The sequence below is a fragment of the Rhizomonospora bruguierae genome, from assembly GCF_018397995.1.
Classification (GTDB): domain Bacteria; phylum Actinomycetota; class Actinomycetes; order Mycobacteriales; family Micromonosporaceae; genus Rhizomonospora; species Rhizomonospora bruguierae.
Window position 1 is genome coordinate 1 of sequence record NZ_BBQH01000083.1, and the last position, 23,835, is coordinate 23,835.

At 73.8% G+C, this 23,835-nt stretch carries 21 protein-coding genes and 1 pseudogene; 14 read left to right on the forward strand and 8 right to left on the reverse strand.

Annotation, left to right across the window (positions count from 1 at the left end):
• Together KJS59_RS31890 and KJS59_RS27145 are read right to left on the reverse strand one after the other, a co-directional pair.
• Positions 1 to 557: pseudogene (locus KJS59_RS31890) on the reverse strand (hypothetical protein); the annotation flags it as partial.
• 59 nt (positions 558 to 616) lie between these two features.
• The gene (locus tag KJS59_RS27145) at positions 617 to 1,537 is read right to left on the reverse strand and encodes a diacylglycerol kinase family protein (protein WP_213456161.1); all 921 of its coding nucleotides are present in this window, start codon (positions 1,535 to 1,537) and stop codon (positions 617 to 619) included.
• Between the two features lie 116 nt (positions 1,538 to 1,653).
• Between KJS59_RS27145 and KJS59_RS27150 the strand changes: the two genes are divergently transcribed.
• From KJS59_RS27150 to KJS59_RS27160, 3 genes are all read left to right on the forward strand, one after another.
• Entirely contained in the window at positions 1,654 to 2,946 is a 1,293-nt protein-coding gene (locus KJS59_RS27150) for an adenylosuccinate synthase (RefSeq protein ID WP_213456163.1), read from the forward strand.
• Between the two features lie 66 nt (positions 2,947 to 3,012).
• Complete coding sequence (gene purD, locus KJS59_RS27155; protein ID WP_213456165.1) at positions 3,013 to 4,263, forward strand: phosphoribosylamine--glycine ligase; 1,251 nt, start codon at positions 3,013 to 3,015, stop codon at positions 4,261 to 4,263.
• Between the two features lie 128 nt (positions 4,264 to 4,391).
• The gene (locus KJS59_RS27160; RefSeq protein ID WP_213456168.1) at positions 4,392 to 4,928 is read left to right on the forward strand and encodes a hypothetical protein; all 537 of its coding nucleotides are present in this window, start codon (positions 4,392 to 4,394) and stop codon (positions 4,926 to 4,928) included.
• An 85-nt stretch (positions 4,929 to 5,013) separates the two neighbouring features.
• On the opposite strand, the gene KJS59_RS27165 is transcribed toward KJS59_RS27160, so the two are convergent.
• Both KJS59_RS27165 and KJS59_RS27170 read right to left on the reverse strand, forming a co-directional pair.
• Positions 5,014 to 6,228, reverse strand: a complete 1,215-nt coding sequence (locus tag KJS59_RS27165) for an acyl-CoA dehydrogenase family protein (protein ID WP_213456170.1) — start codon at positions 6,226 to 6,228, stop codon at positions 5,014 to 5,016.
• A 7-nt stretch (positions 6,229 to 6,235) separates the two neighbouring features.
• A complete protein-coding gene (locus tag KJS59_RS27170) occupies positions 6,236 to 6,688 on the reverse strand; it encodes an SCP2 sterol-binding domain-containing protein (protein WP_213456172.1) in 453 nt (150 codons plus the stop codon).
• A gap of 72 nt (positions 6,689 to 6,760) precedes the next feature.
• On the opposite strand from KJS59_RS27170, the gene KJS59_RS27175 reads away from it, so the two are divergent.
• On the forward strand, positions 6,761 to 7,411 hold the full coding sequence (locus KJS59_RS27175) for a TetR/AcrR family transcriptional regulator (protein WP_213456175.1): 651 nt from the start codon (positions 6,761 to 6,763) through the stop codon (positions 7,409 to 7,411).
• A 43-nt stretch (positions 7,412 to 7,454) separates the two neighbouring features.
• On the opposite strand, the gene KJS59_RS27180 is transcribed toward KJS59_RS27175, so the two are convergent.
• Together KJS59_RS27180 and KJS59_RS27185 are read right to left on the reverse strand one after the other, a co-directional pair.
• On the reverse strand, positions 7,455 to 8,249 hold the full coding sequence (locus KJS59_RS27180; RefSeq protein WP_213456176.1) for a MaoC/PaaZ C-terminal domain-containing protein: 795 nt from the start codon (positions 8,247 to 8,249) through the stop codon (positions 7,455 to 7,457).
• A 1-nt stretch (position 8,250) separates the two neighbouring features.
• Entirely contained in the window at positions 8,251 to 9,576 is a 1,326-nt protein-coding gene (locus KJS59_RS27185) for a 3-oxoacyl-ACP reductase (protein ID WP_213456178.1), read from the reverse strand.
• 27 nt (positions 9,577 to 9,603) lie between these two features.
• Here KJS59_RS27185 and KJS59_RS27190 point away from each other — a divergent pair, with 27 nt between their 5' ends.
• The 4 genes from KJS59_RS27190 (at position 9,604) to purB (ending at position 14,305) form a co-directional block, all read left to right on the forward strand.
• Positions 9,604 to 10,911, forward strand: a complete 1,308-nt coding sequence (locus KJS59_RS27190; RefSeq protein WP_283775903.1) for an acetyl-CoA C-acetyltransferase — start codon at positions 9,604 to 9,606, stop codon at positions 10,909 to 10,911.
• A gap of 73 nt (positions 10,912 to 10,984) precedes the next feature.
• Complete coding sequence (locus tag KJS59_RS27195; protein ID WP_213456182.1) at positions 10,985 to 11,539, forward strand: ArsR/SmtB family transcription factor; 555 nt, start codon at positions 10,985 to 10,987, stop codon at positions 11,537 to 11,539.
• Positions 11,536 to 12,834, forward strand: coding sequence for an MFS transporter (locus KJS59_RS27200; protein WP_213456185.1), 1,299 nt, complete (start codon positions 11,536 to 11,538; stop codon positions 12,832 to 12,834). The genes KJS59_RS27195 and KJS59_RS27200 overlap by 4 nt, the downstream gene beginning before the upstream one ends.
• Before the next feature lie 43 nt (positions 12,835 to 12,877).
• Positions 12,878 to 14,305, forward strand: a complete 1,428-nt coding sequence (gene purB / locus KJS59_RS27205) for an adenylosuccinate lyase (protein ID WP_376771281.1) — start codon at positions 12,878 to 12,880, stop codon at positions 14,303 to 14,305.
• Between the two features lie 10 nt (positions 14,306 to 14,315).
• Here purB and KJS59_RS27210 read toward each other — a convergent pair whose 3' ends face one another.
• A complete protein-coding gene (locus KJS59_RS27210; protein WP_213456189.1) occupies positions 14,316 to 14,744 on the reverse strand; it encodes a YbjQ family protein in 429 nt (142 codons plus the stop codon).
• A 391-nt stretch (positions 14,745 to 15,135) separates the two neighbouring features.
• Between KJS59_RS27210 and purS the strand changes: the two genes are divergently transcribed.
• The 4 genes from purS to KJS59_RS27230 are packed head-to-tail and all read left to right on the forward strand — an operon-like array spanning position 15,136 to position 19,326.
• On the forward strand, positions 15,136 to 15,426 hold the full coding sequence (gene purS, locus KJS59_RS27215) for a phosphoribosylformylglycinamidine synthase subunit PurS (RefSeq protein ID WP_213456191.1): 291 nt from the start codon (positions 15,136 to 15,138) through the stop codon (positions 15,424 to 15,426).
• Complete coding sequence (gene purQ, locus KJS59_RS27220; protein WP_213456193.1) at positions 15,423 to 16,097, forward strand: phosphoribosylformylglycinamidine synthase subunit PurQ; 675 nt, start codon at positions 15,423 to 15,425, stop codon at positions 16,095 to 16,097. Before purS ends, purQ begins: the two co-directional genes overlap by 4 nt.
• A complete protein-coding gene (gene purL, locus KJS59_RS27225) occupies positions 16,094 to 18,544 on the forward strand; it encodes a phosphoribosylformylglycinamidine synthase subunit PurL (protein ID WP_213456196.1) in 2,451 nt (816 codons plus the stop codon). The genes purQ and purL overlap by 4 nt, the downstream gene beginning before the upstream one ends.
• Before the next feature lie 23 nt (positions 18,545 to 18,567).
• Complete coding sequence (locus KJS59_RS27230) at positions 18,568 to 19,326, forward strand: 2-phosphosulfolactate phosphatase (RefSeq protein ID WP_213456198.1); 759 nt, start codon at positions 18,568 to 18,570, stop codon at positions 19,324 to 19,326.
• 116 nt (positions 19,327 to 19,442) lie between these two features.
• Here the strand turns inward: KJS59_RS27230 and KJS59_RS31895 are convergent, their stop codons facing one another.
• The gene (locus tag KJS59_RS31895) at positions 19,443 to 21,593 is read right to left on the reverse strand and encodes a carboxypeptidase regulatory-like domain-containing protein (protein WP_213456200.1); all 2,151 of its coding nucleotides are present in this window, start codon (positions 21,591 to 21,593) and stop codon (positions 19,443 to 19,445) included.
• A gap of 210 nt (positions 21,594 to 21,803) precedes the next feature.
• Here KJS59_RS31895 and KJS59_RS27240 point away from each other — a divergent pair, with 210 nt between their 5' ends.
• A complete protein-coding gene (locus KJS59_RS27240; protein WP_213456202.1) occupies positions 21,804 to 22,157 on the forward strand; it encodes a sterol carrier family protein in 354 nt (117 codons plus the stop codon).
• Between the two features lie 107 nt (positions 22,158 to 22,264).
• Positions 22,265 to 23,815, forward strand: a complete 1,551-nt coding sequence (purF, locus tag KJS59_RS27245) for an amidophosphoribosyltransferase (RefSeq protein WP_213456204.1) — start codon at positions 22,265 to 22,267, stop codon at positions 23,813 to 23,815.
• The last annotated feature ends 20 nt before the right edge of the window (positions 23,816 to 23,835 follow it).

A 23,835-nucleotide genomic window follows, 5' to 3' on the forward strand; every position in this document is an offset into this window, starting at 1 on the left:
CCGGCAGGCGGGTAGCCCGCCGGGCCGACTGCCGGTTGCCCCGCCGGGCCGAACGGCGGCAAGCCCGCCGGGCCGACCGGCGGTTGGCCCGGGGCCCCGACGGGCGGTCGGCCGGGTGCTCCGAGAGGGGGCTGGCCCGGCGCGGGCGGCTGGCCCGGCGCGGCGACCGGCTGCCCCGGCATGGGGGCAGCGGGGCCGCCGGCGGGGCCACCAGCAGGGCCACCGTCTGGGCCGGCTTGGCCGTTCGGCCCGCGGGGCGTGACCGTCGGCCATGCCTGCGGGCGGTCCCCGCGCACCGGGTTCGCCGGCTCGGCGGGCGCACCCGGCTGGACGTTGGCCCCGCCCGCGGGCGGGGTGGTGGGGCCGCCGACCACGTAGAGGGTGCGGTCCTCGCCGGGAGTGTTCGCGCCGGGGGATGCCGGGCGCGCTGGCGATCCGGGCACGGAGGCCTTACCCAGCGGTGGCGGGTCGAGATCCTCCGGCGGCCAGAACGGTTCGTCCGCCGACGGTGCCCCGCTGCCGGGCACGTAGACGCGGTCGGCGTACGGGTCCTCCACGGCGTCCTCCTCCCCCTAAAGATTGAGCTGTGGGCCTGCTAGCACCATTGCACAGCCGCTCATCCCACGTATACCGCCCACGCTCCGGGCTCCGTCCACCACGATCTTTTCCGGCTCATCGACCCGGCGACGCCGTCGTCCAGGATGGGCACCTCGCCGTCCCGGGGCACGATCGCGACGGCCCGGCCGCCGGCCCGGCGCACCTGCATGGCGACCTTCTTCCGGACCAGCAGTGATCGTCGCGCCACCGGGACCGCCACGGCGACCTCGACCCGGCCGTCGGCGGGATCGGCGGAGGTGAGCAGCGGCATCCCGGCGCCACCGATGTACCCGCCCGCGTTCGCCACGACGCACGCCACGATCGGGTCCTCCCCGGCGCTGAGCACCTTGCCGTCCACCTCCACCCGGGCCCGCCAGGGTACGGCCTGGCCGCCCTCGTCGGTGCCGCCGACGAGGGCACCGTCCAGGGTGACCGAGCCGGCGTCGTTGCGGAGCAGGTCGAGCCGGCGCACCGTGCCGCCGAGCACGGCCGCCGCGACCTCCTCCGGCCTCCGCGGCAGCCCCAACTGGGTCGCCAGCCCGGCGACGGGAGCGGCGTTGGCGGGGTCCAGCGGGAGGACGCCGATGGGTGGCAGGTCCGGCACGGTCCGCGCGGATGGCAGGTCGGCCGGGCGGCGGCTGGGCGGCGGCGCGTACCGGCGGACCAGGCGGCGGACGACGGCGCGCACCTGGCCGTCGGCGGCCGCGGCGACGACCAGCCGGGCCTCGCCGTCGGCGTCCGGCCAGGTCAGGCCGTCCGGGCGCGGCGGTGCGTCGAAGCGGGCGATGACCTCGTCGATGGCCGCGTCCGAGTCGGCGGTGACCGTCTCCACCCGCGCGCCGGCGGCGGTCAGCGCGTCCGCGCAAGCCAGTACCGGTACCCGGGGCCGGCAGCCGGGTGTGCCGGAGCCGTCCAGGGTGAGAAGTACCACGTCGTACACCGGCCGGGCCTCCCGCCACGTTCCTGTCCGCGTTCGCGGTCTTGTTAGCCTGACACCTCGGGCTCGCCAACTGGTCGCCACCGGGCACCTGAGCCCCCAGTTAAGGCGGGATGGAGATGCCAGCGATCGTGCTCCTTGGCGCCCAGTGGGGCGATGAGGGCAAGGGCAAGGTTACCGACCTGTTGGGGGAGCGGGTCGACTACGTGGTCCGGTACTCGGGCGGGAACAACGCCGGGCACACGGTGATCACGCCGGACGGGCAGAAGTACGCCCTGCACCTGATGCCCTCGGGCGCGCTGTCGCCCACCGCGATGATCGTGATCGGCAATGGCGTGGTGGTGGACCCGAAGGTGCTGCTCGCCGAGATCGACGGGCTGAACGAGCGCGGCGTGGACACGTCCCGCCTGCGGATCTCGGGGGACGCGCACCTGATCATGCCGCACCATCGGGCGCTGGACCGGGTGGTCGAGCGCTACCTCGGCTCGGCCCGGATCGGCACCACCGGGCGCGGCATCGGCCCGGCGTACGGGGACAAGGTGGCCCGCATGGGCATCCGGGTCCAGGACCTGCTCGACCCGGGGATCCTGCGCCAGAAGCTGGAGCTGGTGCTCCGCGAGAAGAACCAGATGCTGTTCAAGGTCTACAACCGCAAGGCGCTGGACGTGGACGCGGTGGTGGCCGAGTACCTGGAGTACGCGGAGCGGCTGCGCCCGTACATCGCCGAGACCCGGGCGATGCTGTGGGACGCGCTGGACCGGGGCGAGACGGTCCTGATGGAGGGCGCCCAGGCCACCATGCTGGACATGGACCACGGGACGTATCCGTTCGTCACCTCGTCCAACCCGACCTCGGGCGGCGCCTGCGTGGGTACCGGGGTGCCGCCGACGAGCATCACGCGGGTGATCGGGGTCAGCAAGGCGTACACGACCCGGGTCGGTTCCGGCCCGTTCCCGACCGAGCTGTTCGACGACGCGGGGCAGCATCTGCGCAAGATCGGCGGAGAGTACGGCGTGACCACCGGCCGGGAGCGGCGCTGCGGCTGGTTCGACGCGGTGGTGGCCCGGTACGCGGCCCGGCTGAACGGGATCACCGACCTGGTGGTCACCAAGCTGGACGTGCTGAGCGGCTTCGAGAAGGTGCCGATCTGCGTGGCGTACGAGATCGACGGGCGCCGGGTCGACGACATGCCGATGAGCCAGACGGCGTTCCACCACGCCCGCCCGGTGTACGAGGAGCTGGACGGCTGGTGGGAGGACATCGGCAAGGTTCGCTCGTTCGAGGAGTTGCCGGCCGCGGCGCAGCGGTACGTGGAGCGGATCGAGCAGCTGTGCGGCACCCGGGTGAGCGTGATCGGCGTCGGGCCGGGGCGCGAGGAGAACGTGGTCCGGCACGACCTGCTCGGCGGCTGACCCAAGGGCTGGGACGCGGTTATCCACACCCTGTGGATGGATGTCCACAGGGTAGCCTGGGCGCTCGTGCGCGTACTTCTAGTCGGCACCGGGGGGCGGGAGCATGCGCTCGCGCTCGGCCTGGCCGCGGACCCCGCCGTCACCCAGCTGATCGCCGCCCCGGGCAACCCCGGCATGGCCGCCATCGCCGACCTGCGCGAGGTCGTGCCCACCGACCCGGCGTCGGTCGCCGCGCTGGCCGTGGAGGCCGGTGCCGACCTGGTCGTCATCGGCCCGGAGGCGCCGCTGGTGGCGGGCGTCGCGGACGCCGTGCGGGCCAAGGGCATCGCCTGCTTCGGACCCTCGGCGCAGGCGGCGCGGCTGGAGGGCTCGAAGGCGTTCGCCAAGGACGTGATGGCCGCCGCCGGGGTGCCCACCGCCCGCTCGTACACCTGCGCGACGCCGGTGGAGTCGGACCGGGCGCTGGCCGAGTTCGGCCCGCCGTACGTGGTTAAGGACGACGGCCTGGCCGCCGGCAAGGGCGTCGTGGTGACCGGGGACCTGGCCGAAGCGCGCGCGCACGCCGCCGCCTGCGGGCGGGTGGTGATCGAGGAGTACCTGGCCGGGCCCGAGGTGTCGCTGTTCGTGGTGACCGACGGCGAGGCGGCGGTGCCGCTGCTGCCGGCGCAGGACTTCAAGCGCGCCGGTGACGGCGACACCGGCCCGAACACCGGCGGCATGGGCGCCTACGCGCCGCTGCCGTGGGCGCCGCCGGGGCTGGTGGACGAGGTGATGGCGAGCGTCGCGCACCCCACGCTCGCGGAGATGCGCCGCCGGGGCACCCCGTTCGCGGGCCTGCTCTACATCGGGTTGGCGATGACCGCGGCCGGCCCCCGGGTGGTCGAGTTCAACGCGCGCTTCGGGGACCCGGAGACCCAGGTCGTGCTGGCGCTGCTGGAGACGCCGCTGGCCGGGCTCCTGCACGCCGCCGCCACCGGCACCCTGGGTGCCCACCCGCCGCTGCGCTGGCGCCCCGGTTCGGCGGTCACGGTCGTGCTGGCCAGCCAGGGGTACCCGGAGACGGCGCGCACCGGGGACGTGATCGTCGGCGCCGAGCGCCCCGGGATCATCCACGCCGGTACCGCGCGCCGCCCGGCCGATGATGCGGTCGTCTCGTCCGGTGGGCGGGTGCTGTGCGCCACGGCCACCGGTCCGGACCTGGCCGCCGCCCGGGACGCCGCGTACGCGCTGCTCACCGGGGTGGAGTTGACCGGTGCGCAGCACCGTTCGGACATCGCGCTCTCCGCCGTGCGGGGCGAGGTGGGCCTGCCCGGGTAGCCCGGGCGGCGGGCGGTACCCGGTGGGCGAGCCGTCGTCCGGTCCGCGTGGCACGAACAGGGGAGCGCGCGCGGCGGGCCGCGTTCCTACCGTGTGAGGGGACACCGCGCCGGCCGAGAGGGAACCCGATGACTCGCCAGTCCCCGAGACGAGTGATCCTGCTGTCGGCCGCCACGGTGGCGGCTCTCGCGCTGGCCGGCTGCGGCGGCGGTGACGAACCGTCCTCCGCGGCCGTGCCGGCGCCGCCGGTCACTCCGGCGCCGACGACCCCGGCCCCGACCGCGCCGGATCCCACGCCCGCGGCGACCGCCGCCAAGACCAAGAGCGGCACCCCGCGCCCGCCCGCCGGCCAGCAGCCCGCCGGGCCGGCGATCGTCTACTTCCGGGTCGCGACGCCGCCGGTCTGCCCCGGCGCCGAGAATCCGGCGGGCCGGCAGGTGACGGTCGAGTGGAAGGTCACCGGCGCCTCCACCGTGACGATCTCGATCGACGGGCCGGGGATCTTCGACACCTACCCGATGGCCAAGGGCACCGCGACGCTGCCGTTCCCCTGTTCCGGGTCGGCCGGCGACAAGCAGCAGCACACCTTCATGCTGGCGACCGCCGGCGAGATGCCCCGGATCACCAAGAGCATCACGGTGAGCGCGACGGTCAACCAGGGCTGAGAGTCATTCCGGGCGCGGGCGGCGGACCACCACGAAAGCCGCGCGGGCTCCCGGCGCTCGGGAGCCCGCTACGGCGTCGCGGGGCTCACCGGATCGGCATTCCGGAGATGGCCCGGGACACGACCAGGCGTTGGATCTCGGAGGTCCCCTCGAAGATGGTGTAGATCTTGGCGTCCCGGTACCAGCGCTCCACCGGGTGCTCCCGCAGGAACCCGGCACCGCCGAGAATCTGCACCGCCTTCTCGGTCACCGCCACCGCCACCTCGCCGGCCTTCAGCTTGGACATGGAGCCCTCGCCGGCCGCGAACGGCCGGTTGTTGCGCCCCATCCAGGCGGCCCGCCAGACCAGCAGCCGGGCGGCGTCGATCTCCATCCGCATGTCGGCCAGCGCGAAGGCGATCGCCTGGTTGGCGATGATCGGCCGGCCGAACTGCTCGCGTCCCTTGGCGTACTCCAGGGCGTACTCGTACGCCGCCCGCGCGATGCCCAGCGCCTGCGCCCCGACCGTCGGCCGGGTCAGCTCGAACGTGCGCATCGCCGCCTGCCCGGCCGCCTTCCGCCCCTGCCGTGCCCGGTCCAGGCGCGCGAGCAGGGCCTCCCGGCCGCCGAGCAGGCAGCGTCCCGGCACGCGGACGTCGTCCAGAAACACGTCCGCGGTGTGCGAGGCGCGCAGGCCCAACTTCTTCAACTTCCTGGTACCGACGAGGCCGGGTGTGCCGGGCGGCACCACGAAGGCGGCCTGCCCCCGGGAGCCCAGTTCCGGGTCGACCACGGCCGTGACGACGTGCACGTCGGCGATGCCGCCGTTGGTCGCGTACGCCTTCTGGCCGTTGAGGACCCACTCGTCCGTCGCCTCGTCGTACACGGCGCGGGTGCGCATGGCGCCCACGTCCGAGCCGGCCTCCGGTTCGGTGCTGCAGAACGCGCCCACCTTCGGCGTGGACGCGTCACCGAAGCACTGGGGCACCCACTCCACCAGCTGCTCCGGCTGGCCCGAGCCGTAGATCGCGGCGACCGCCAGCGAGGTGCCAAAGATGGACATCGCGATGCCGGCGTCGCCCCAGAACAGTTCCTCGTTCACCAGCGGCATCGACAGGCCCGTCGGGTCGGCCCAGCAGTTGGCGAGGAACTCGAAGCCGTACAGCCCGATCTTCGCCGCCTCCTGGATCAGCGGCCAGGGCGTCTCCTCGCGCTCGTCCCACTCCGCCGCGGCGGGGCGCACCGTGTCGGCGGCGAAGCCGTGTACCCACTCCCGCAGGTCGCGTTGCTCCTCGGACAGGTCGAGGGAGAACTCCGGCATGGCGGCGTCAGGCCTTCGGCATGTCGAACAGGTTGGCGATGTTCGCGGCCAGGCCCAGGTCGCCCTTGGCCTTGAGCTTGCCGGTCATGAACATCATCACCGGGTTGCCGTCGCCGCTGATCACCTTCAGGAACTCGACCGGGCCCATGGTCAGCGTGAGCCGGGGCTCGTCCTGCGGGGGCTTGCGGGTGGTGCAGGTGCCGTCCGCGACGACCACCTCGTAGGTGTCCGAACCGCCGTCCGCGCGACCGGTGATGGTCCAGTGCACCACGGCGTTGGTCGACCCCGCCCGGTCCGGCCGGAACAGCGACGGCATCCGGTCGAACACCGTGTCCAGGATCCGCTCGCGCAGGTCGCCGGACATGACCTCCTTGATCTGGGCGTCCGGTGTCGTCTTTACCAGCTTGGCGAACTGCTGGGGCCCCACCGACGCGAAGGTGGCCGGGTCGAATTCGGTCATCGCTCACTCCCCACGTACTGCTGTCAACTTACTCGCGCGTAACCTTACGCGTGAGTAGGTATGCTCGCAACCATGGCGGCAGCAGCCGGTCCGGCACCCAGTTTCAAGCGCCTCCCCCGCGCCGTGCGCGAGCGGCAGATGCTCGACGCCGCGGTCCGCGTCTTCGCCCGCCGCGGCTTCCACGCCGCGAGCATGGACGAGATCGCCGAGGACGCCGGCATCTCCAAGCCCATGGTGTACGCCTACCTCGGCACCAAGGACGAACTGTTCCTGGCCTGCCTGCACCGCGAGGGCACCCGGATCATGGAGGCGCTGGTCGCCGTGGTGCGCCCCGACCTGCCACCGGACGAGCAGATGTGGCGTGGCCTGCGGGCGTTCTTCCGCTACGTCGGGCAGAACCGCGACGGCTGGGTCGTCCTCTTCCGGCAGGCCCGCGGCCGTTCCCGGGCCGCCGGCGCCCTGGCCGAGATGCGCGCCCGCATCATCGAGATCGTCACCGGCATGCTCGGCCGTGCGGTGCCCGTCGACGGCCGCCCCGTGCGCCCGAACGACCTCACGGCGGTGGCGTACGCGCTGGTCGGCGCGGCGGAGTCGATGGCGGACCGACTGGCCAGCGACCCGGCGGCCGACCCGGACAGGACCGCCGCCCGGATGATGAACATCGCCTGGCTGGGCGCCGCCCAACTGCTCGCCGGCTCCGTCTGGCGCCCCGACCAGCCCTGACGCGACAGCGACCGGAGGCGGTGCCGCCGGTGGTATCAGGCGCCTACGTGATCGAGCCGGTCAGGTGGGGCCTGCCGGAGCGGGCGTCGTGCAGCGTGAACCCGGTGCCGTTCCACCCGAACGAAACCGTGCCGGGCAGGAACACCGGGAGCTTGAACGCGACGTCCACCGTGTACGCCGCCGGGAGGCGGCCGGCCAGCGCCGCGAGGCAGCGGGCCTTGCTCCACATGCCGTGGGCGATCGGGCGGGGGAAGCCGAAGAGCCGGGCGCCGAGCCGCGAGGTGTGGATCGGGTTGTGGTCGCCGGAGACGCGGGCGTAGTCCGTACCGACGCGCCGGGTCGGGCGCCAGACGGCGGAGCCGGGTGGCGGGGTCGGGCGGTCGGCCGAGGTGCGAGAGCCGCCCGGGCCGCCCGAGCGGCGCAGGTACGTGGAGACGCCCGCCCAGACGACCTCCCCCGCCACGCTGGCCGTGGCGACGATGTCGAACTGGTGACCCCGGTCGTGGGGGCGCAGATCGGCGGCGCGGACGGCGAGGTCCAGCCGCTCGCCGGCGTCGATCGGGCGACGGACGGTGATCCGGTTCGCGACGTGGACCAGGCCGATGACCGGGAACGGGAAGCTCGGCGCGGCCATCATGCGCATGGCGAGCGGGAACGCGAGCACGTGCGGGTAGGTGGCGGGTAGGGCATCGGTCAGCCCGAAGCCGCACACCCGGTCGTACTCGGCCAGGTGCGCCCGGTCGACGGTCACGCCCTCCCGGGTCAGGGTGGCCGCCGGCAGCGATGACGGGCGGCGCAGCGGGAGCATGCCGATGACGGCGTGCCGGTAGACCGACATGTCAGGCCCCCAGCAGGCTCTGGCCGCAGACCCGCACCACGTTGCCGGTGACGCCGCCAGAGCCGGGTGAGGCGAACCAGGCAATGGTCTCGGCCACGTCCACCGGCCGGCCGCCCTGCGCCAGGCTGTTCATGCGGCGGCCGGCCTCGCGCAGCGCGAGCGGCATCTTCGCGGTCATCCTGGTCTCGATGAACCCGGGCGCCACGGCGTTGACGGTGATGTTCCGGTCGGCGAGCAGCGGCGCCATCGACCGGACCAGGCCGATCACGCCGGCCTTGCTGGTGGCGTAGTTGGTCTGGCCGCGGTTGCCGGCGATGCCCGCGATGGAGGCCACCCCGACGATCCGGCCACCGGTGCGGATCAGGCCCCGGTCGACCAGTTCGTCGTTGATCCGCTCCTGGCTGGACAGGTTCACGTCGAGCACCCGATCCCAGCGATCGGGGTCCATCCGGCCGATGGTCTTGTCCCGGGTGATGCCGGCGTTGTGCACCACCACGTCCACGCCGCCGTGCCGGGTGCGCAGGTACTCGGCCAGCCGGGCGGGCGCGTCGCCGGCGGTCAGGTCCAGTTGGAGGGTCTCGCCCTTGATGTCGTTGGCGACCTCGGCGAGCGACTCCCCGGCGGCGGGCACGTCGAGGGCGATGACGCGCGCGCCGTCGCGGGCCAGGACTTGGGCGATGGCCGCCCCGATGCCGCGGGCGGCGCCGGTGACCAGGGCGACCCTGCCGGCCAGCGGCCGCTCCCAGTCCTCCGGCGGCGTGACCTCGCCCGGTCCGATGCGGATGACCTGGCCGGAGACGTACGCCGAGCGGGCCGAGAGCAGGAACCGCAGGGTGGACTCGATGCCGGCCTCGGCGCCCGGGGTGACGTACCCGAGTTGGGCGGTGGCGCCGCGGCCGAACTCCTTGCCGATGCTGCGGGTCAGGCCCTCCAGGGCGCGCTGCGCGGTCGCCTCGCGCGGGTTCTCGCAGCTCTCGGGCGGGGTGCCGAGGACCACGACCCGACCGCTGGGCCGCAGCGCGCGGGCCCGCGGGTGGAAGAAGTCGTACAGGGCGCGCAGGCCGGTGGAGTCGACGATGCCGGTGGCGTCGAAGACCAGCCCGCCGAGCGGCGCCTCGTCGCCGAGCGGGACCCCGGCGGCGGTCAGCAGCTCGCGGACCGGGTCGGCCAGCCGACCGTGCGGGGCGCCGTCGACCAGCACGGGCGCCTCGACGAGCGGCTGGCCGGGGCGGTACCGGCGCAGGCGGGGCGGATTCGGCAGCCCGAGCCGCTTGACCACGGCCTTGCCGATCCCGGAATGGGCGAAGCTCGCGTACCTGTCGGCCATGCGAGTAGCCTACTCGCGAGTAGGTTAGTGGCAACACATCGGGAGGAAGCCGTGCGCCGCGTCGCCATCGTCGGGGGCAACCGCATCCCGTTCGCCCGCTCCAACGGCCGGTACGCCCGGGCGTCCAACCAGGACATGCTGACCGCCGCCCTGGACGGGCTGGTCGCCCGGTACGGGCTGGCCGGCGAGCGGCTCGGCGAGGTGGCCGCGGGCGCGGTGCTCAAGCACGCGCGGGACTTCAACCTGACCCGCGAGGTGGTGCTCGGCTCCCGGCTCGACCCGCATACCCCCGCGTACGACGTCCAGCAGGCGTGCGGCACCGGGCTGGAGGCGGCGATCCTGGTCGCCAACAAGATCGCACTGGGTCAGCTGGACGCCGGGATCGCCGGCGGCGTGGACACCACGTCGGACGCTCCGCTCGCGCTGAACGAGGAGCTGCGCCGCACCCTGCTGGAGATCAACTCGGCCCGCTCGCTGGGTGCCCGTCTGCGCGCGGCCGCGAGGCTGCGCCCGACCCAGCCGTTCCGGCCGGAACTGCCGCGCAACGCCGAGCCGCGCACGGGGCTGTCGATGGGGGAGCACGCCGCCCGTACCGCCGTGCGGTGGGGCATCGACCGGGCGGCGCAGGACGAGTTGGCCCTGCGGTCCCACCAGCGGCTGGCCGCGGCGTACGAGCGCGGCTTCTTCGACGACCTGATGACCCCCTACCTGGGGCTGGCCCGGGACCAGAACCTGCGCCCGGACACGTCGCTGTCGAAGCTGGCCGAGCTCAAGCCGGTGTACGGGACCCGCGGGCCGGACGCCGAGCGGGCCACGATGACGGCCGGCAACTCCACCCCGCTGACCGACGGTGCCTCCGTGGTGCTGCTCGCCTCCGAGGAGTGGGCGGCGGAGCGCAACCTGCCGGTGCTGGCCTGGTTCGTGGACGCCCAGACCGCCGCCGTCGACTTCGTGCACGGCGACGAGGGGCTGTTGATGGCGCCCGCGTACGCGGTGCCCCGGCTGCTGGCCCGGCGCGGGCTGACGCTGGCGGACTTCGACTACTACGAGATCCACGAGGCGTTCGCGTCGCAGGTGCTGGCGACGCTGGCGGCCTGGGAGTCGCCCGAGTTCTGCGCGGACCGGCTGGGCCTGGCCGGCCCGCTCGGCTCGATCGACTCGGTGAAGCTGAACGTCACCGGCTCGTCGCTGGCCGCCGGGCACCCGTTCGCGGCGACCGGCGGCCGGATCGTCGCCACGCTCGCCAAGCTCCTGAACGAGAAGGGGTCGGGGCGCGGGCTCATCTCCATCTGCGCCGCCGGCGGGCAGGGCGTGGTGGCGATCCTGGAGCGCTGAGGCGCGACCCGTGGCACCCAACTCCCCAATAACTCTTTGACAGTGGGGGCGACGCGCCCCTAAGCTCCCCAACATGTCTTTGGGAGATGAGCTGGCGGACGCCACCGGCCAGCTGCGGATGCTCGCGCACCCGATCCGGATACGCATCCTGTCCCTGCTGACCGGGGCCGCGATGACCGCCGCCGAGGTGGCGCGCGAGCTGGACCTGACGCACGCCAACGCCAGCTACCACCTGCGCCAACTCCTCGCCCACGGGGTCATCGAGATCGCCGGCGAGGAGCAGATCCGGGGCGGCGTCGCCAAGCGCTACCGGTACCGGGTGGAGCAGGGGCCCGTCCGTGTCCGGGCGCCGCACTCCCCGACCGACGCGAGCGAAGCGGGACGGCGCATGATGATCGCCGCCGTGGCGGCCGAGCTGCGCCGCCGCGCCGAGCGGGAACGGTTCGCCCCCGGATCCATCCTCGCCGACGCCGAACTGTGGGTCGAGCAGGCCGCCTGGGAGCGGTTCCGCGAGCGGGTCCAGGACGCCGCCCTCGACCTGCACCGGGCGGCCCGGCCGCCGCGCACCCAAGGCACCGCCCACGTCAGCGCCACCATCGTCGCCTTCCGAATGGAGACCGGAGCATGAGCGACACCTTCGCCCCGCTGCGCCACGCACCGTTCCGCAACCTCGCCATCGGCACCTTCGTCACCCGGCTCGGCAACGGCGTGGCGCCGATCGCGCTCGCCTTCGCCGTCCTGGACCTCACCGGCTCGGTCCGGGACCTGGGCCTGGTGGTCGGCGCCCGGTCCCTGTGCAACGTGCTGTTCCTGCTCTACGGCGGGGTCATCGCGGACCGGTTGCCCCGCCACCGGGTGATCCTGCTGACCGGTGTGATGGCGGCCGTCACCCAGGGTGCCGTGGCGACGCTGGTGCTCACCCACACGGCGAGCATCGGGACGCTGATGGCGCTCGGGGCGGTCAACGGCATCGTCACCGCGTTCGAACTGCCCGCCGCGTCCGCGCTGATCCCGCAGACGCTGCCGGCGGGCCTGCTCCAGCAGGCGAACGCGCTCAACCGGTTCGGGATCAACGGCGCGATGATCGGCGGTGCCTCGCTCGGCGGCATCCTGGTGGCGGCGGTCGGACCCGGCTGGGGTCTGGCCGCGGACGCGGCCACGTTCGCCCTCGGCGCCGCGCTGTTCGCCCGGATCCGGCTGACCGCCCCGGCCGAGCGCCCCCGCGCCCGGGGCAACCCGCTCGGCGAACTGCGCGTGGGCTGGACCGAATTCCGCTCCCGGACCTGGCTCTGGGTGGTTGTGGTGGCCTTCACCTTCATGAACGCCGCCTGGGTCGGCGCGGTGGGCGTGGTCGGGCCGTCCCTGGCGGACGCCTCGATCGGCCGCGGCGCCTGGGGCGTGGTGCTCGCCGGGCAGACCGCCGGCATGCTGGTCGGCGCGCTGGTGGCGATGCGGCTGCGGATCCGCCGGCTGCTGTTCGTCGGCTGCGCCTGCATGCTGGGTTGGGTGCCGTTCCTGGTCGCGCTGGCCGAGGCGCCGGTGTTGGTGGTGCTGCTGCCGGCGGCGTTCCTCGGCGGGCTCGCCGTCGAGCAGTTCGGGGTCGCCTGGGAGACCACCATGCAGCGGCACATCCCCGCCGACAAGCTGGCCCGGGTCTACTCGTACGACATGCTCGGCTCGTTCATCGCGATCCCGCTCGGCCAGGTCGTCGCCGGACCGGTCGCGCTGGCGGCCGGCGACGCGGCGGCGGTGCTGGGCGCGGCCGGGATCGTGCTGGCCGGAACGCTGTTCATGCTCGCCAGCCGGGACGTGCGCCAGCTGGTCATCGAGCCGGCCCCGGCCCCGGAACCGCCCGCCGCCGCGCCGGCCGACCCGGAGGCCACGGGAGAGCCCGCGGCATCCGAGGCCGCGGCGCCGCGCTGATCCGCTCGCGGGCGGCGGGCGGGTCGGCGGCAGAATGGGGTACGTGCCGAACCCGATCCCGAACGTGCTCGCCGCCCGCTACGCCTCCGCCGAGCTGGCCGCCCTCTGGTCCCCCGAGGAGAAGGTACGCGCCGAGCGCCGGCTCTGGCTCGCGGTGCTGCGCGCCCAGCGCGACCTCGGCGTCCCGGTGCCCGACGGGGTCATCGAGGCGTACGAGTCGGTGCTGGACCGGGTCGACCTGGCCGCGATCGCCGAGCGCGAGCGGGTCACCCGGCACGACGTCAAGGCACGGATCGAGGAGTTCTCCGCCCTCGCCGGCCACGAGCACGTCCACAAGGGGATGACCTCCCGCGACCTCACCGAGAACGTCGAGCAGCTGCAGATCCGCGCCTCGCTCGAGCTGGTCCGGGACCGGGTCGTCGCCACCCTGGCCCGGCTGGCCCGGCTGGCCGTCGAGCACTCCGAGCTGGTCATGGCCGGCCGCTCGCACAACGTGCCGGCCCAGGCCACCACGCTCGGCAAGCGCTTCGCCAGCGCCGCCGAGGAACTGCTCATCGGGTACGAGCGCCTGGCCGACCTGATCGCCCGGTACCCGCTGCGCGGGGTCAAGGGGCCGGTCGGCACCGCCGCCGACCAGCTCGACCTGTTCGACGGGGACCCGGCGAAGGTCGCCGACCTGGAGCGCCGGGTCGCCGCGCACCTGGGCTTCCAGCGGGTGCTGGACAGCGTCGGCCAGGTCTACCCCCGCTCGCTGGACTTCGACGTGGTCGCCGCGCTCGCCCAGGCCGCCGCCGCCCCGTCCTCGCTGGCCACCACGATCCGGCTGATGGTCGGCCAGGAACTCGTGACCGAGGGGTTCCGCCCCGGCCAGGTGGGCTCCAGCGCGATGCCGCACAAGATGAACACCCGCTCCAGCGAGCGGGTCAACGGCCTGGCCGTGGTCATCCGGGGGTACCTGTCGATGGTCGGCGAGCTGGCCGGCGACCAGTGGAACGAGGGCGACGTCTCCTGTTCGGTGGTGCGCCGGGTCGCCCTGCCGGACGCGTTCTTCGCCGCCGACGGCCTGTTCCAGACGTTCCTCACCGTGCTGGACGAGTTCGGCGCCTACCCCGCGGTGATCGGCCGCGAACTGGACCGGTACCTGCCGTTCCTGGCCACCACGAAGATCCTGGTGGCGGCGGTCCGCCGGGGCGTGGGGCGGGAGGTCGCGCACGAGGTCATCAAGGAGCACGCGGTGGCCGTCGCGCTGGCCATGCGGGAGAAGGGCGTCGCCGAGAACGACCTGTTCGACCGGCTGGCCGCCGACGGCCGGCTCGGCCTGACCCGCCCGGAGATCGACGCGCTGGTCGCGGACCGGTCCGCCTTCGTCGGTGCCGCCCCCGCCCAGGTGGCCGCCGTGGCGCAGCGGGTCGCGTCGGTGGTCGCGGCCCACCCCGAGGCGGCCGCGTACACCCCGGCCCCGATCCTCTGAGTCCCTTCGGTCAGGCGGCCGGCAGGGCCGGTTGCTCGCGTTCGCGCTCCCGGCGCTCGTGCTCCTGGCGTTCCCGGTCCCGGCGCTCCTGCTCGCGGTGCCGGTCCTGCTCCTCCCGCTCGACCGCGGCCCGGTCGGCGATGACCACGGCGGTGCCGTAGGCGCAGATCTCCACCCAGGCGGTGGTGACCTCGCGGTGGTCGAACCGCATGGCGACCACCGCGTTGGCGCCCTTCTTCTGGGCGCCGGTGATCATGTTGTCCACCGCCTCCTGGCGCCAGCGGGCCAGGACCTCGGCGATGGCGGGGTTCGGGTCGCCCCAGAGGGTGCGGACGCCCTCGGTGAACGGGTTGTAGGTCCGGGCGCAGATGCCGATCACCTGGCCGACCACCCGGCGGATCAGGTACCCGGGCAGCTCGTCGGTCGTGACCACCAGCATGGACCGAGCGTAAGTGGCCGCGCGACGCGCCGTAGTGGATGCCGAGTCGCCCATTTGTGCGGTTTGATGGTGGATGCCGACCATCCGGGGGAGCGGCGGCCCGGCCGATCCGGCGCGCCTTACCGGATTCGATCACCCGTATCCGATGTCAACGGAGTGTCGCCTGTCCGATACTTGCCGGTGCCGTTTCGGCGGGGAAGCTCCGCAGTTCCGCTGGTCGGCGGGGTACCCGGCCAGCCCGGCCATCGACCCAACGGCCGGATCCCGCCGTTCGCCCGGTAGTCTGGGCCGCGCTTGGACCGTTGCGCCAGTGCCGGCGCGGCGGGCGTCAACTGTCGCGTCAGGGGCGGTGCGCGACATGCACCGGAATCACAGAGCGGGAGTACCTTCAGTGGCTCGCGTCGTCGTAGACGTCATGCTCAAGCCCGAAATCCTCGACCCGCAGGGCCAGGCGGTCGCCAACGCGCTGCCGCGCCTCGGTGTGACCGACGTTACCTCGGTCCGCATCGGTCGTCGAGTGGAGATCGAGTTCGCCGGCGAGCCGGACCTGGACCGGGCCCGGGAGATCGCCGACAAGTTGCTGGCCAACCCCGTCATCGAGGACTTTGAGATCCATCTGGAGTCGCCGGAGGGTTCGGGGGAGCCCGTTCCGGCCGTCAACGGCGCGGGGGAGCCGTCGTGAGGATCGGAGTCGTCACCTTCCCCGGGTCGCTGGACGACACCGACGCGTCCCGCGCGGTGCGCATCGCCGGCGCCGAGGCGGTCCGGCTGTGGCACGCCGACAAGCGGCTGCCCATGATCGACGCGGTCGTGCTGCCCGGCGGCTTCTCGTACGGGGACTACCTGCGCTGTGGGGCGATCGCCCGGTTCGCCCCGATCATGGACGCGGTGGTCGACGCCGCCCGCGGCGGGATGCCGGTGCTCGGCATCTGCAACGGCTTCCAGGTGCTCTGCGAGGCCCACCTGCTGCCCGGCGCGCTCACCCGCAACCAGCACCTGCGCTTCCGCAACCACGACCAGGCCCTGCGGGTGGAGAACGCCGCCGCGTGGACCAACGCGTACGAGCCGGGCCAGCAGGTCGTGATCCCGGTCAAGCACGGCGAGGGCTGCTACGTGGCCGACGAGCGCACCCTCGACGAGTTGGAGGCGACCGGCCGGGTCGCGTTCCGGTACCTGGGCGGGAACCCGAACGGGTCCCGGCGGGACATCGCCGGCATCACCAACGAGGCGGGCAACGTGCTCGGCCTCATGCCGCACCCGGAGCACGCCGTCGAGGCCCTGACCGGCCCGTCCACGGACGGTCTCGGCGTGTTCACCTCGGTCCTGAAGCACCTCGCGGGAGCACCCTCATGAGCACCACCGACCAGGTGGCGCCGCCGGTCACCGGCGACGCGTGGAAGCACGCGCCGGACACCGTCGAGGCGGCCCGCGCGAACCCGGACGAACTCCAGCCGCACCTCGAGTTGGGGCTGCGCGACGACGAGTACGAGCGGATCAAGCAGATCCTCGGCCGCCGGCCCACCCAGTCCGAGCTGGCCATGTACTCGATCATGTGGAGCGAGCACTGCTCGTACAAGTCGAGCAAGGTGCATCTACGCCAGTTCAGCGAGAAGGCCCCGCCGAGCGAGCGGATGCTCGCCGGGATCGGGGAGAACGCGGGCGTCGTCCGGATCTCCGACACGCTCGCCGTGACGTTCAAGGTGGAGTCGCACAACCACCCCAGCTACGTGGAGCCGTACCAGGGCGCCGCGACCGGCGTCGGCGGGATCGTGCGGGACATCCTGGCGATGGGCGCCCGCCCGGTCGCCGTGATGGACCCGCTGCGCTTCGGCGCCGCCGACCACCCCGACACCGCCCGGGTGCTGCCCGGCGTGGTCGCCGGCGTGGGCGGGTACGGCAACTGCCTCGGCCTGCCCAACATCGGCGGCGAGGTCGTCTTCGACCCGTGCTACCAGGGCAACCCGCTGGTCAACGCGCTCTGCCTGGGCGTGCTGCCGGCGGACCGGCTGCAGAACAAGGCCGCGGCCGGCCCCGGCAACGTGGTCGTGCTGCTCGGCGCGAAGACCGGCCGGGACGGCATCGGCGGCGTCTCCGTGCTGGCCAGCGCCACGTTCGACGACGAAAGCCAGCAGCGCCGACCGTCCGTGCAGGTCGGCGACCCGTTCACGGAAAAGCTGCTGATCGAGGCGTGCCTCGAGCTGTACGACGCGAACCTGGTGGTCGGCATCCAGGACCTCGGCGGCGCCGGCCTGACCTGCGCGCTGACCGAGACCGCCGCCGCGGCCGGCACCGGCATGCGGGTCTGGCTGGAGCGGGTGCCGCTGCGCGAGCCGTCGATGGAGCCGCACGAGATCCTGGCGAGCGAGTCGCAGGAGCGGATGCTGCTGATCGTCACCCCCGAGCGGCTGGACGCCGTGCTCCAGGTCGCCGCCAAGTGGGGCGTGCTGGCCACCGCGATCGGCGAGGTCACCCCCGCCCAGCCGGACGGGCAGCCCGGCCGGCTGCTCATCACCTGGAACGGGTACCCGGTGGCGGACGTGCCGCCCGGTTCGCTCGCCGACGACGGGCCGGTCTACGCCCGGCCGATGCGCGAGCCGGCGGACCTGATCCTGCTCCAGGCCGACCGGGCCGAGACCCTGCCCCGCCCGGCCACGCCCGAGGCGCTGCGGGAGACGCTGCTGCGCATGATCGGGTCGCCGAACCTGTGCGACAAGACCTGGGTCACCGAGCAGTACGACCGGTACGTGCTGGGCAACACGGTCCTCGCCCAGCCGGAGGATGCGGGCGTGATCCGGATCGACGAGCGGACCAACCTGGGGGTGGCCCTCTCGGTCGACGGCAACGGCCGGTACGCCCGGCTGGACCCGTACACGGGCGCCAAACTGGCGCTGGCCGAGTCCTACCGGAACGTGATCGTGACCGGCGCGGCACCGGTCGCCGTCACCAACTGCCTCAACTTCGGCTCCCCGGAGGACCCGGGGGTCATGTGGCAGTTCGCGGAGGCGGTGCGCGGGCTCGCGGACGGCTGCGCCGAACTGGGCATCCCGGTCACCGGCGGCAACGTCAGCTTCTACAACCAGACCGGCGCGGCGGCGATCCACCCCACGCCGGTCGTGGGCGTGCTCGGCGTCCTGGAGGACGTCACCCAGCGGGTGCCGATGGGCTTCCACCGCGACGGCGACGTGATCATCGTCCTGGGCGAGACCCGGGCCGAGCTGTCCGGCTCGGAGTGGGCCTGGGTCACCCACGGCCACCTCGGCGGCGTACCCCCGCAGGTGGACCTGGCCCGGGAGAAGCTGCTCGCCGGCGTGCTGGCCGACGCGATCAAGGTGGGCTTCATCAGCTCCGCCCACGATGTCTCCGAGGGCGGCATCGCGCAGGTTCTGGTCGAGTCCTGCCTGCGGCGTGGCGTCGGCGCCCGGGTCGCGCTGCCGCCCCGGTTCGCCGTCGGCGCCATGCCGTTCCTGTACCTGTTCTCGGAGTCCGCGGGCCGGGCGGTGGTGGCGGTGCCACGCGGCCAGGAGAAGGCGTTCACCGCGCTCTGCGACGAGCGTGGCCTGCCCTGGAGCGCGATCGGCGTGGTCGACGCCACCGGCGGCGAGCTGGAGATCCGTGGGCAGTTCACGATCGGCCTGGACGAGCTGCGCGGGGCGTACAGCCGCACGCTGCCGGACCTGTTCGGTGCCGCGGCGGCCACGCCGACCCCGGTCCCGGTCGGGGCGGAGTCCGAGCCGGTGACCGAACTGGCCGCCGAGCCGGCGGCGCAGGAAACCGCCCCGCGCGACGACGGCGACGGCTGACCGGGGAAGGTTCGGCGACGGCGGTGACTCCCTCGGTCTTCGCCCAGCCCGGCAGCGGCGCGCGCTTCGACTGGGGGCTGGGCGGCGCCGCCGAGCTGGGCCGGGTGTGTGCGGTGCTGGTGGTGGTGGACGTGCTCTCGTTCACCACCTCCGTAGACGTGGCCGTCGCCAGGGGCATGCGTGTACACCCATTCCCCTGGGGTGAGCAGGCCGCCGAGTACGCCCGCCGGATCGGTGCGGCCGTCGCAACCGGCCGGCGGCGGGTCACCGAACGGCAGCCGTGGTCGCTGTCGCCGGCCGTGCTGAGAGCCGCGCCGGCCGTCCCGGATCTCGTCCTGCCCTCACCGAACGGCTCCGCCATCTGCGCCGCCGCGGGCGCCACCGGGGTACCGGTCGTCGCCGGCTGCCTGCGCAACGCCCGCGCCGTTGCGGCGTGGCTGCTCGCCGAGGGGTACGGGACCGTGGACGCCCCGATCGGCGTGGTGGCGGCCGGGGAGCGCTGGCCGGACCGGACCCTGCGGCCGAGCGTGGAGGATCTCCTCGGCGCCGCCGCCGTCCTGGATGCCCTCTCCGGGGTGCCGGGCGGGCTTTCCGTGGAGGCAGCGGTGGCGCTGGCCGCCTACGCCGCCATCCCCGACGTGTCGTCCGCGGTGCGCGGCTGCGCCTCGGGGCGCGAACTCATCGAGGCGGGCTTCCCCGAGGACGTCGAGATGGCCGTGGCCAGGAACGCCTCCGAGGGTGTCCCCGTCCTGCGCAACGGCACGTTCACGCGCGCCTTCTGACGCCCGCGCCGGCTTTGGGTCGCGCCGCCCGTCAGACGTCGCGGACTGTCTGTCAATGGCGCCCGGCGCGAATCGCGCCGGGCGCCAGCCCGCCGGCCGTCCGCTCACATGGAGCGTCAGTCGTCGAGCCAGTCGACCGTGCGGCGGCCACCGCCGCCACCGCCCGGTGGCGCCGGCGGCGGCGGGGCCGCGTGCCGCGACGAGCGGGTGTTTTGCTGGTCGTCCTCGTAGTAGCCGCCCTGGTCGGCGCCGCCCCGGGGGGCGTAGCCGCCACCGGCGTGCGGGTCCTCGTAGCCGCCGCGCTGGGGCGGGACGCGGTCGTAGTCGTCGGCGGCCTGGCCGTACCCGCCGCCGCCCTGCTCGTAGCCGCCGCGGTCGTACCCGCCCCGGTCGTAGCCCCCGCGGTCGTAACCGCCCTGGTCGTACCCGCCGCCGCTACCGCTGGCGGTCGGGGCCTGGTAGCCGCCGCCGGCGGCGCCGTAGCCGCCCGCGCCGGGCTCCTGGTAGCCGCCGCCACCACCGGCAACGCCGCCGTAGCCGCCGCCCTGGGCGTCGTAGCCCTCGGCGTAGCCACCGCGCTGGTCGTAGCCCTGCTCCTGGTAGCCGCCGCCCTCCGGAACCGCGCCGTGCCCGTAGCCCGGCTCGGCGCCGCCGTAGCCGCCGCGCTGGTCGTACCCGCCCTGCCCGGCGCCGTAGCCCTCGCTGCCGCCGTAGCCGCCACCGTCACCGCCGGCCGGTTGGCCGTAACCGGGGCCGGGGCCGCCGCGGTCGTAACGCCCGGTGGGCTCGTCGTACTGCTCCGTACCGCCGGCCCGGGTGTCGTACCCCCCGGCGCCAGCGGATGGGTAGTCACCGCGACCGCCGTAGCCGTCCCCGGCCCGCGGCGCGCCGTACTGGCCGCCGCCGTATGCGCCAGCGCCGGAGGCGGGGTTGTTGGGGTATGCGCCAGCGCCGGTGGCTGGGCCGCCGCCGTACGCGCCGCCGCCCGAGGCCGGGTTGTTGCCGTATGCGCCGGCGCCTGAGGCCGGGCCGGCGCCGTATGCACCGGCGCCCGCGCCGCCGTAGCCGGTGGCTCCCGCGCCGCCCCGGTATCCCGGGTCGGGCTCGTCGGACCAGCCGCCCACCTGGGTGGGCGCGCCATAGTCCGGCGCGCCCTGCCCCGGCCGCATGGGCGGGGCGCCGTACGGGTCCGGGAACTCGTCGTCGACGGCGGGGCGCAGCATCGTCGTGGGCGCGTCCGCCAGGGCCGCGTTGCGGGCCGCCATGGTGGGGTCCGGCCGGGCGACCCGGGTCGCGTCGTCCCCGCCCCGGTACCCGCCCCGGCTGTTCGGCACCGGGGCTCCCGCCGTGGGCACGGGCTCGTCCGGGTCGCCGTCCTCGCGGCGGCGCCGCACCATCAGCAGCACGATCGCGCCGATGCCCAGCGCGACCAGCAGGCCGCCCAGGATGATCAGCAGCAGGGAGAGGAAGCCGCCGCCGCTGTCCTGGTTGTTCGCGGCCGGTGCCTGCGCGACGCCGGTCTCCTCGGCGGCCTCTTCCTCGGTGGGCTCGTCGGTCGGCACCTCGACGGTCGCCTCGGCGGTCGGGGTGGCGCTCGGGGCGGCGTCGGCCCGCATGACGACGCGTACGTTCCGGGAAGCCTGGCCGGCCTGCACGTTGATCGACTTGGTGGGCGTGGACCACCCGGACTTCTGCGCGGTGATCTGGATCTCACCGGGCGTGATCGGCTTGCCGGCCGAGCCGGTGAACTTGAACGAGCCGCTCTCGTTGGTGTTGGTGGTGTACGCGTGGTTGTCGGAGTCGAGGATGCCGACCAGCGCGCCACCGATGCCGTCGCCGGTGGCGAGGTCGGCCACCTTGCCGGAGATCTCGGCGACCGTGCTCGGCGCGTCCGGCCCCTGCACCGTCATGTTCCGGCTGTCCGAGCCCTGGTCGGTACCGCCGAGGATCCCGCCCGGCGCGCTCGCCGTGACCTGCACCTGGCCGCGCTTGGTCTGGCCCTGCGCAACGTTGCCGGCCTTGAGCGTGACGGTGAACTCGGCCCGGTCGCCCGGCTCGATCCGTTGCGACGGAGAGCAGTCGCCCGAGCAGCTCAGGCCGTCGAACACACGGACCTGGATGGTGAAGTTCGCCGGTGGGCCCTCGGTGTTCCGGTTGACGATGCTGTATTTCATCGTCGCCTGCTCACCGGAGCGCAGGGAGGCGTTCGTCAACGAGTCGATGTTGACGTCGGGGTTCACGGCCAAGGCCGCCCTGGGTAGTGCCACGAGCGATCCTGCGGCCAACACCGCGACCACCCCGGCGCGAAGCATCCAGGTTCGTCGGTGTGTTGTCACGTCCACCGCCCTCCGGTCTGCCACCCTGTGTCTGCCACCCGCTGTGTGCATACACCGTCGGCCACTATGCCTTGTCCGGGTGCCTCGGCGCGACCCAGGGCCGGGGTCAAACATGTCCCGGGCGGGTCGTATCGTCCCGGCGTGTCCTCTGCGCACAGTAAGTCCGCCGCGGTCGCGGCCGTCCTGACCGCGATTGACGCGGGTGCGGAGCCGGAGCGGGCGGCCCTGCGTGACGCGGTGCGCGAGTTGCTGCGGGGGCTGGTGGCGAAGGCGCCCGGCCGTTCGGTGGAGGTGCGGGTTCCGCCGTTCGGGGCGGTGCAGTGCGTCGCGGGCCCCCGGCACACCCGGGGGACTCCGCCGAACGTGGTGGAGTGCGCTCCGGTGACGTGGGTGATGCTGGCCACCGGGCGGCTGGAGTGGCGGTCCGCCGTCGAACAGGGGAGGATCAGAGCTAGCGGCACGCGCGCCGACATTTCCGATTACATCCCGATCTAGCGATAGCCCTCGATCACTTTCGGCATCCGAAACGTGGCTCTCAGTAAGGTCTGGCCACTCGCGTACACTGTGGCGGACAACGCACCGATCAGCACGAGGAGCGGCAGGTGCCCCGAGGCGACGGCCGGTTGAGCCACGACCTCGACCCCCAACGGCCCGGCCCGCAAGACGCTTGCGGAGTGTTCGGCGTGTGGGCCCCGGGGGAAGAGGTCTCCAAGCTCACCTACTTCGGCCTGTACGCGTTGCAGCACCGCGGCCAGGAGGCCGCGGGCATCGCGGTCAGCGATGGATCGGGCGTGGTGGTCTACAAGGATCTGGGCCTGGTCGCCCAGGTGTTCGACGAGCCGACCCTGGCCAGCCTGCGTGGTCACCTCGCGATCGGGCACACCCGCTACTCCACCACCGGCGGCTCGACCTGGGAGAACGCGCAGCCGACGATCCGGGCCACCCCGGCCGGCACCACGATCGCCCTCGCGCACAACGGCAACCTCGTCAACACCGCGGAACTCGCCCGTACCGTCGCCGAGTGGGGCTTGGACGTGGCCGGCTCGACCTCCGACACCGCGCTGGTCACCGCCCTGCTCGCGGGCCGGCCGGACCTGTCGGTGGAGGCCGCCGCGCTGGAGGTGCTGCCCACGCTGCGGGGCGCCTTCAGCTTCGTCTTCATGGACGAGACCACCCTCTACGCGGCCCGTGACCCGCACGGCGTGCGCCCGCTGGTCCTCGGCCGGCTGGAGCGCGGCTGGGTGGTGGCGAGCGAGACCGCCGCGCTGGACATCGTCGGCGCGAGCGTGGTCCGCGAGGTGGAGCCCGGCGAGTTGATCGCGGTGGACGAGGACGGCCTGCGCTCGGCCCGGTTCGCGGCGCCGGAGCCGAAGGGCTGCCTGTTCGAGTACGTCTACCTGGCCCGGCCGGACACGACGATCGCCGGCCGCAACATGTACGCCGCCCGGGTGGAGATCGGCCGCCGATTGGCCCGCGAGCACCCGGCCGAGGCGGATCTGGTCATCGGCGTGCCGGAGTCCGGCATCCCGGCGGCGATCGGCTACGCGGAGGAGTCCGGCATCACCTACGGCGCCGGGCTGACGAAGAACGCGTACGTCGGGCGCACGTTCATCCAGCCGTCGCAGACGATCCGGCAGCTCGGGGTGCGGCTGAAGCTGAACCCGCTGCGGGAGAACGTGCGCGGCAAGCGGCTGGTGGTGGTGGACGACACGATCGTGCGCGGCAACACCCAGCGCGCGATCGTACGGATGCTGCGCGAGGCCGGTGCGCTGGAGGTGCACGTGCGCATCTCGGCGCCGCCGGTGACCTGGCCGTGCTTCTACGGCATCGACTTCCCCACCCGCGCCGAGCTGATCGCCAACGGCCTGGACGTCGACGGCATCCGGCGCTCGATCGGCGCGGACTCGCTCGGCTACGTGTCGCTGCCGGGGCTGATCGCGGCCTCCGAGCAGCCCCGCAGCCGGCTGTGCACGGCGTGTTTCGACGGCGAGTACCCCATCGGGTTGCCCGCCGGGCATCTGATCGGTAAGCACGTACTCGAGGGCGTGGAGCGGCGGGTGACGGCCGACCGGCCCGAGCGGGGGGAGCACCAGGCGGACGCCGAACCGGTGGCCGCCGGGGCGACCGGTGGCGATCCGTCCCACCGGGCCTAGCACGACCGCCGGACACCGTC

Excerpts from the sequence above, each read along its gene's own strand:
- purL (WP_213456196.1), top strand. The coding sequence starts at position 16,094 with ATGAGCACCACCGACCAGGTGGCGCCGCCGGTCACCGGCGACGCGTGG.
- KJS59_RS27175 (WP_213456175.1), top strand. The coding sequence starts at position 6,761 with ATGGCGGCAGCAGCCGGTCCGGCACCCAGTTTCAAGCGCCTCCCCCGC.
- KJS59_RS27170 (WP_213456172.1), bottom strand. The coding sequence starts at position 6,688 with ATGACCGAATTCGACCCGGCCACCTTCGCGTCGGTGGGGCCCCAGCAG.
- KJS59_RS27185 (WP_213456178.1), bottom strand. The coding sequence starts at position 9,576 with ATGGCCGACAGGTACGCGAGCTTCGCCCATTCCGGGATCGGCAAGGCC.
- KJS59_RS27200 (WP_213456185.1), top strand. The coding sequence starts at position 11,536 with ATGAGCGACACCTTCGCCCCGCTGCGCCACGCACCGTTCCGCAACCTC.
- KJS59_RS27160 (WP_213456168.1), top strand. The coding sequence starts at position 4,392 with ATGACTCGCCAGTCCCCGAGACGAGTGATCCTGCTGTCGGCCGCCACG.
- KJS59_RS27195 (WP_213456182.1), top strand. The coding sequence starts at position 10,985 with ATGTCTTTGGGAGATGAGCTGGCGGACGCCACCGGCCAGCTGCGGATG.
- KJS59_RS27165 (WP_213456170.1), bottom strand. The coding sequence starts at position 6,228 with ATGCCGGAGTTCTCCCTCGACCTGTCCGAGGAGCAACGCGACCTGCGG.
- KJS59_RS27180 (WP_213456176.1), bottom strand. The coding sequence starts at position 8,249 with ATGTCGGTCTACCGGCACGCCGTCATCGGCATGCTCCCGCTGCGCCGC.
- KJS59_RS27150 (WP_213456163.1), top strand. The coding sequence starts at position 1,654 with ATGCCAGCGATCGTGCTCCTTGGCGCCCAGTGGGGCGATGAGGGCAAG.
- KJS59_RS27210 (WP_213456189.1), bottom strand. The coding sequence starts at position 14,744 with ATGCTGGTGGTCACGACCGACGAGCTGCCCGGGTACCTGATCCGCCGG.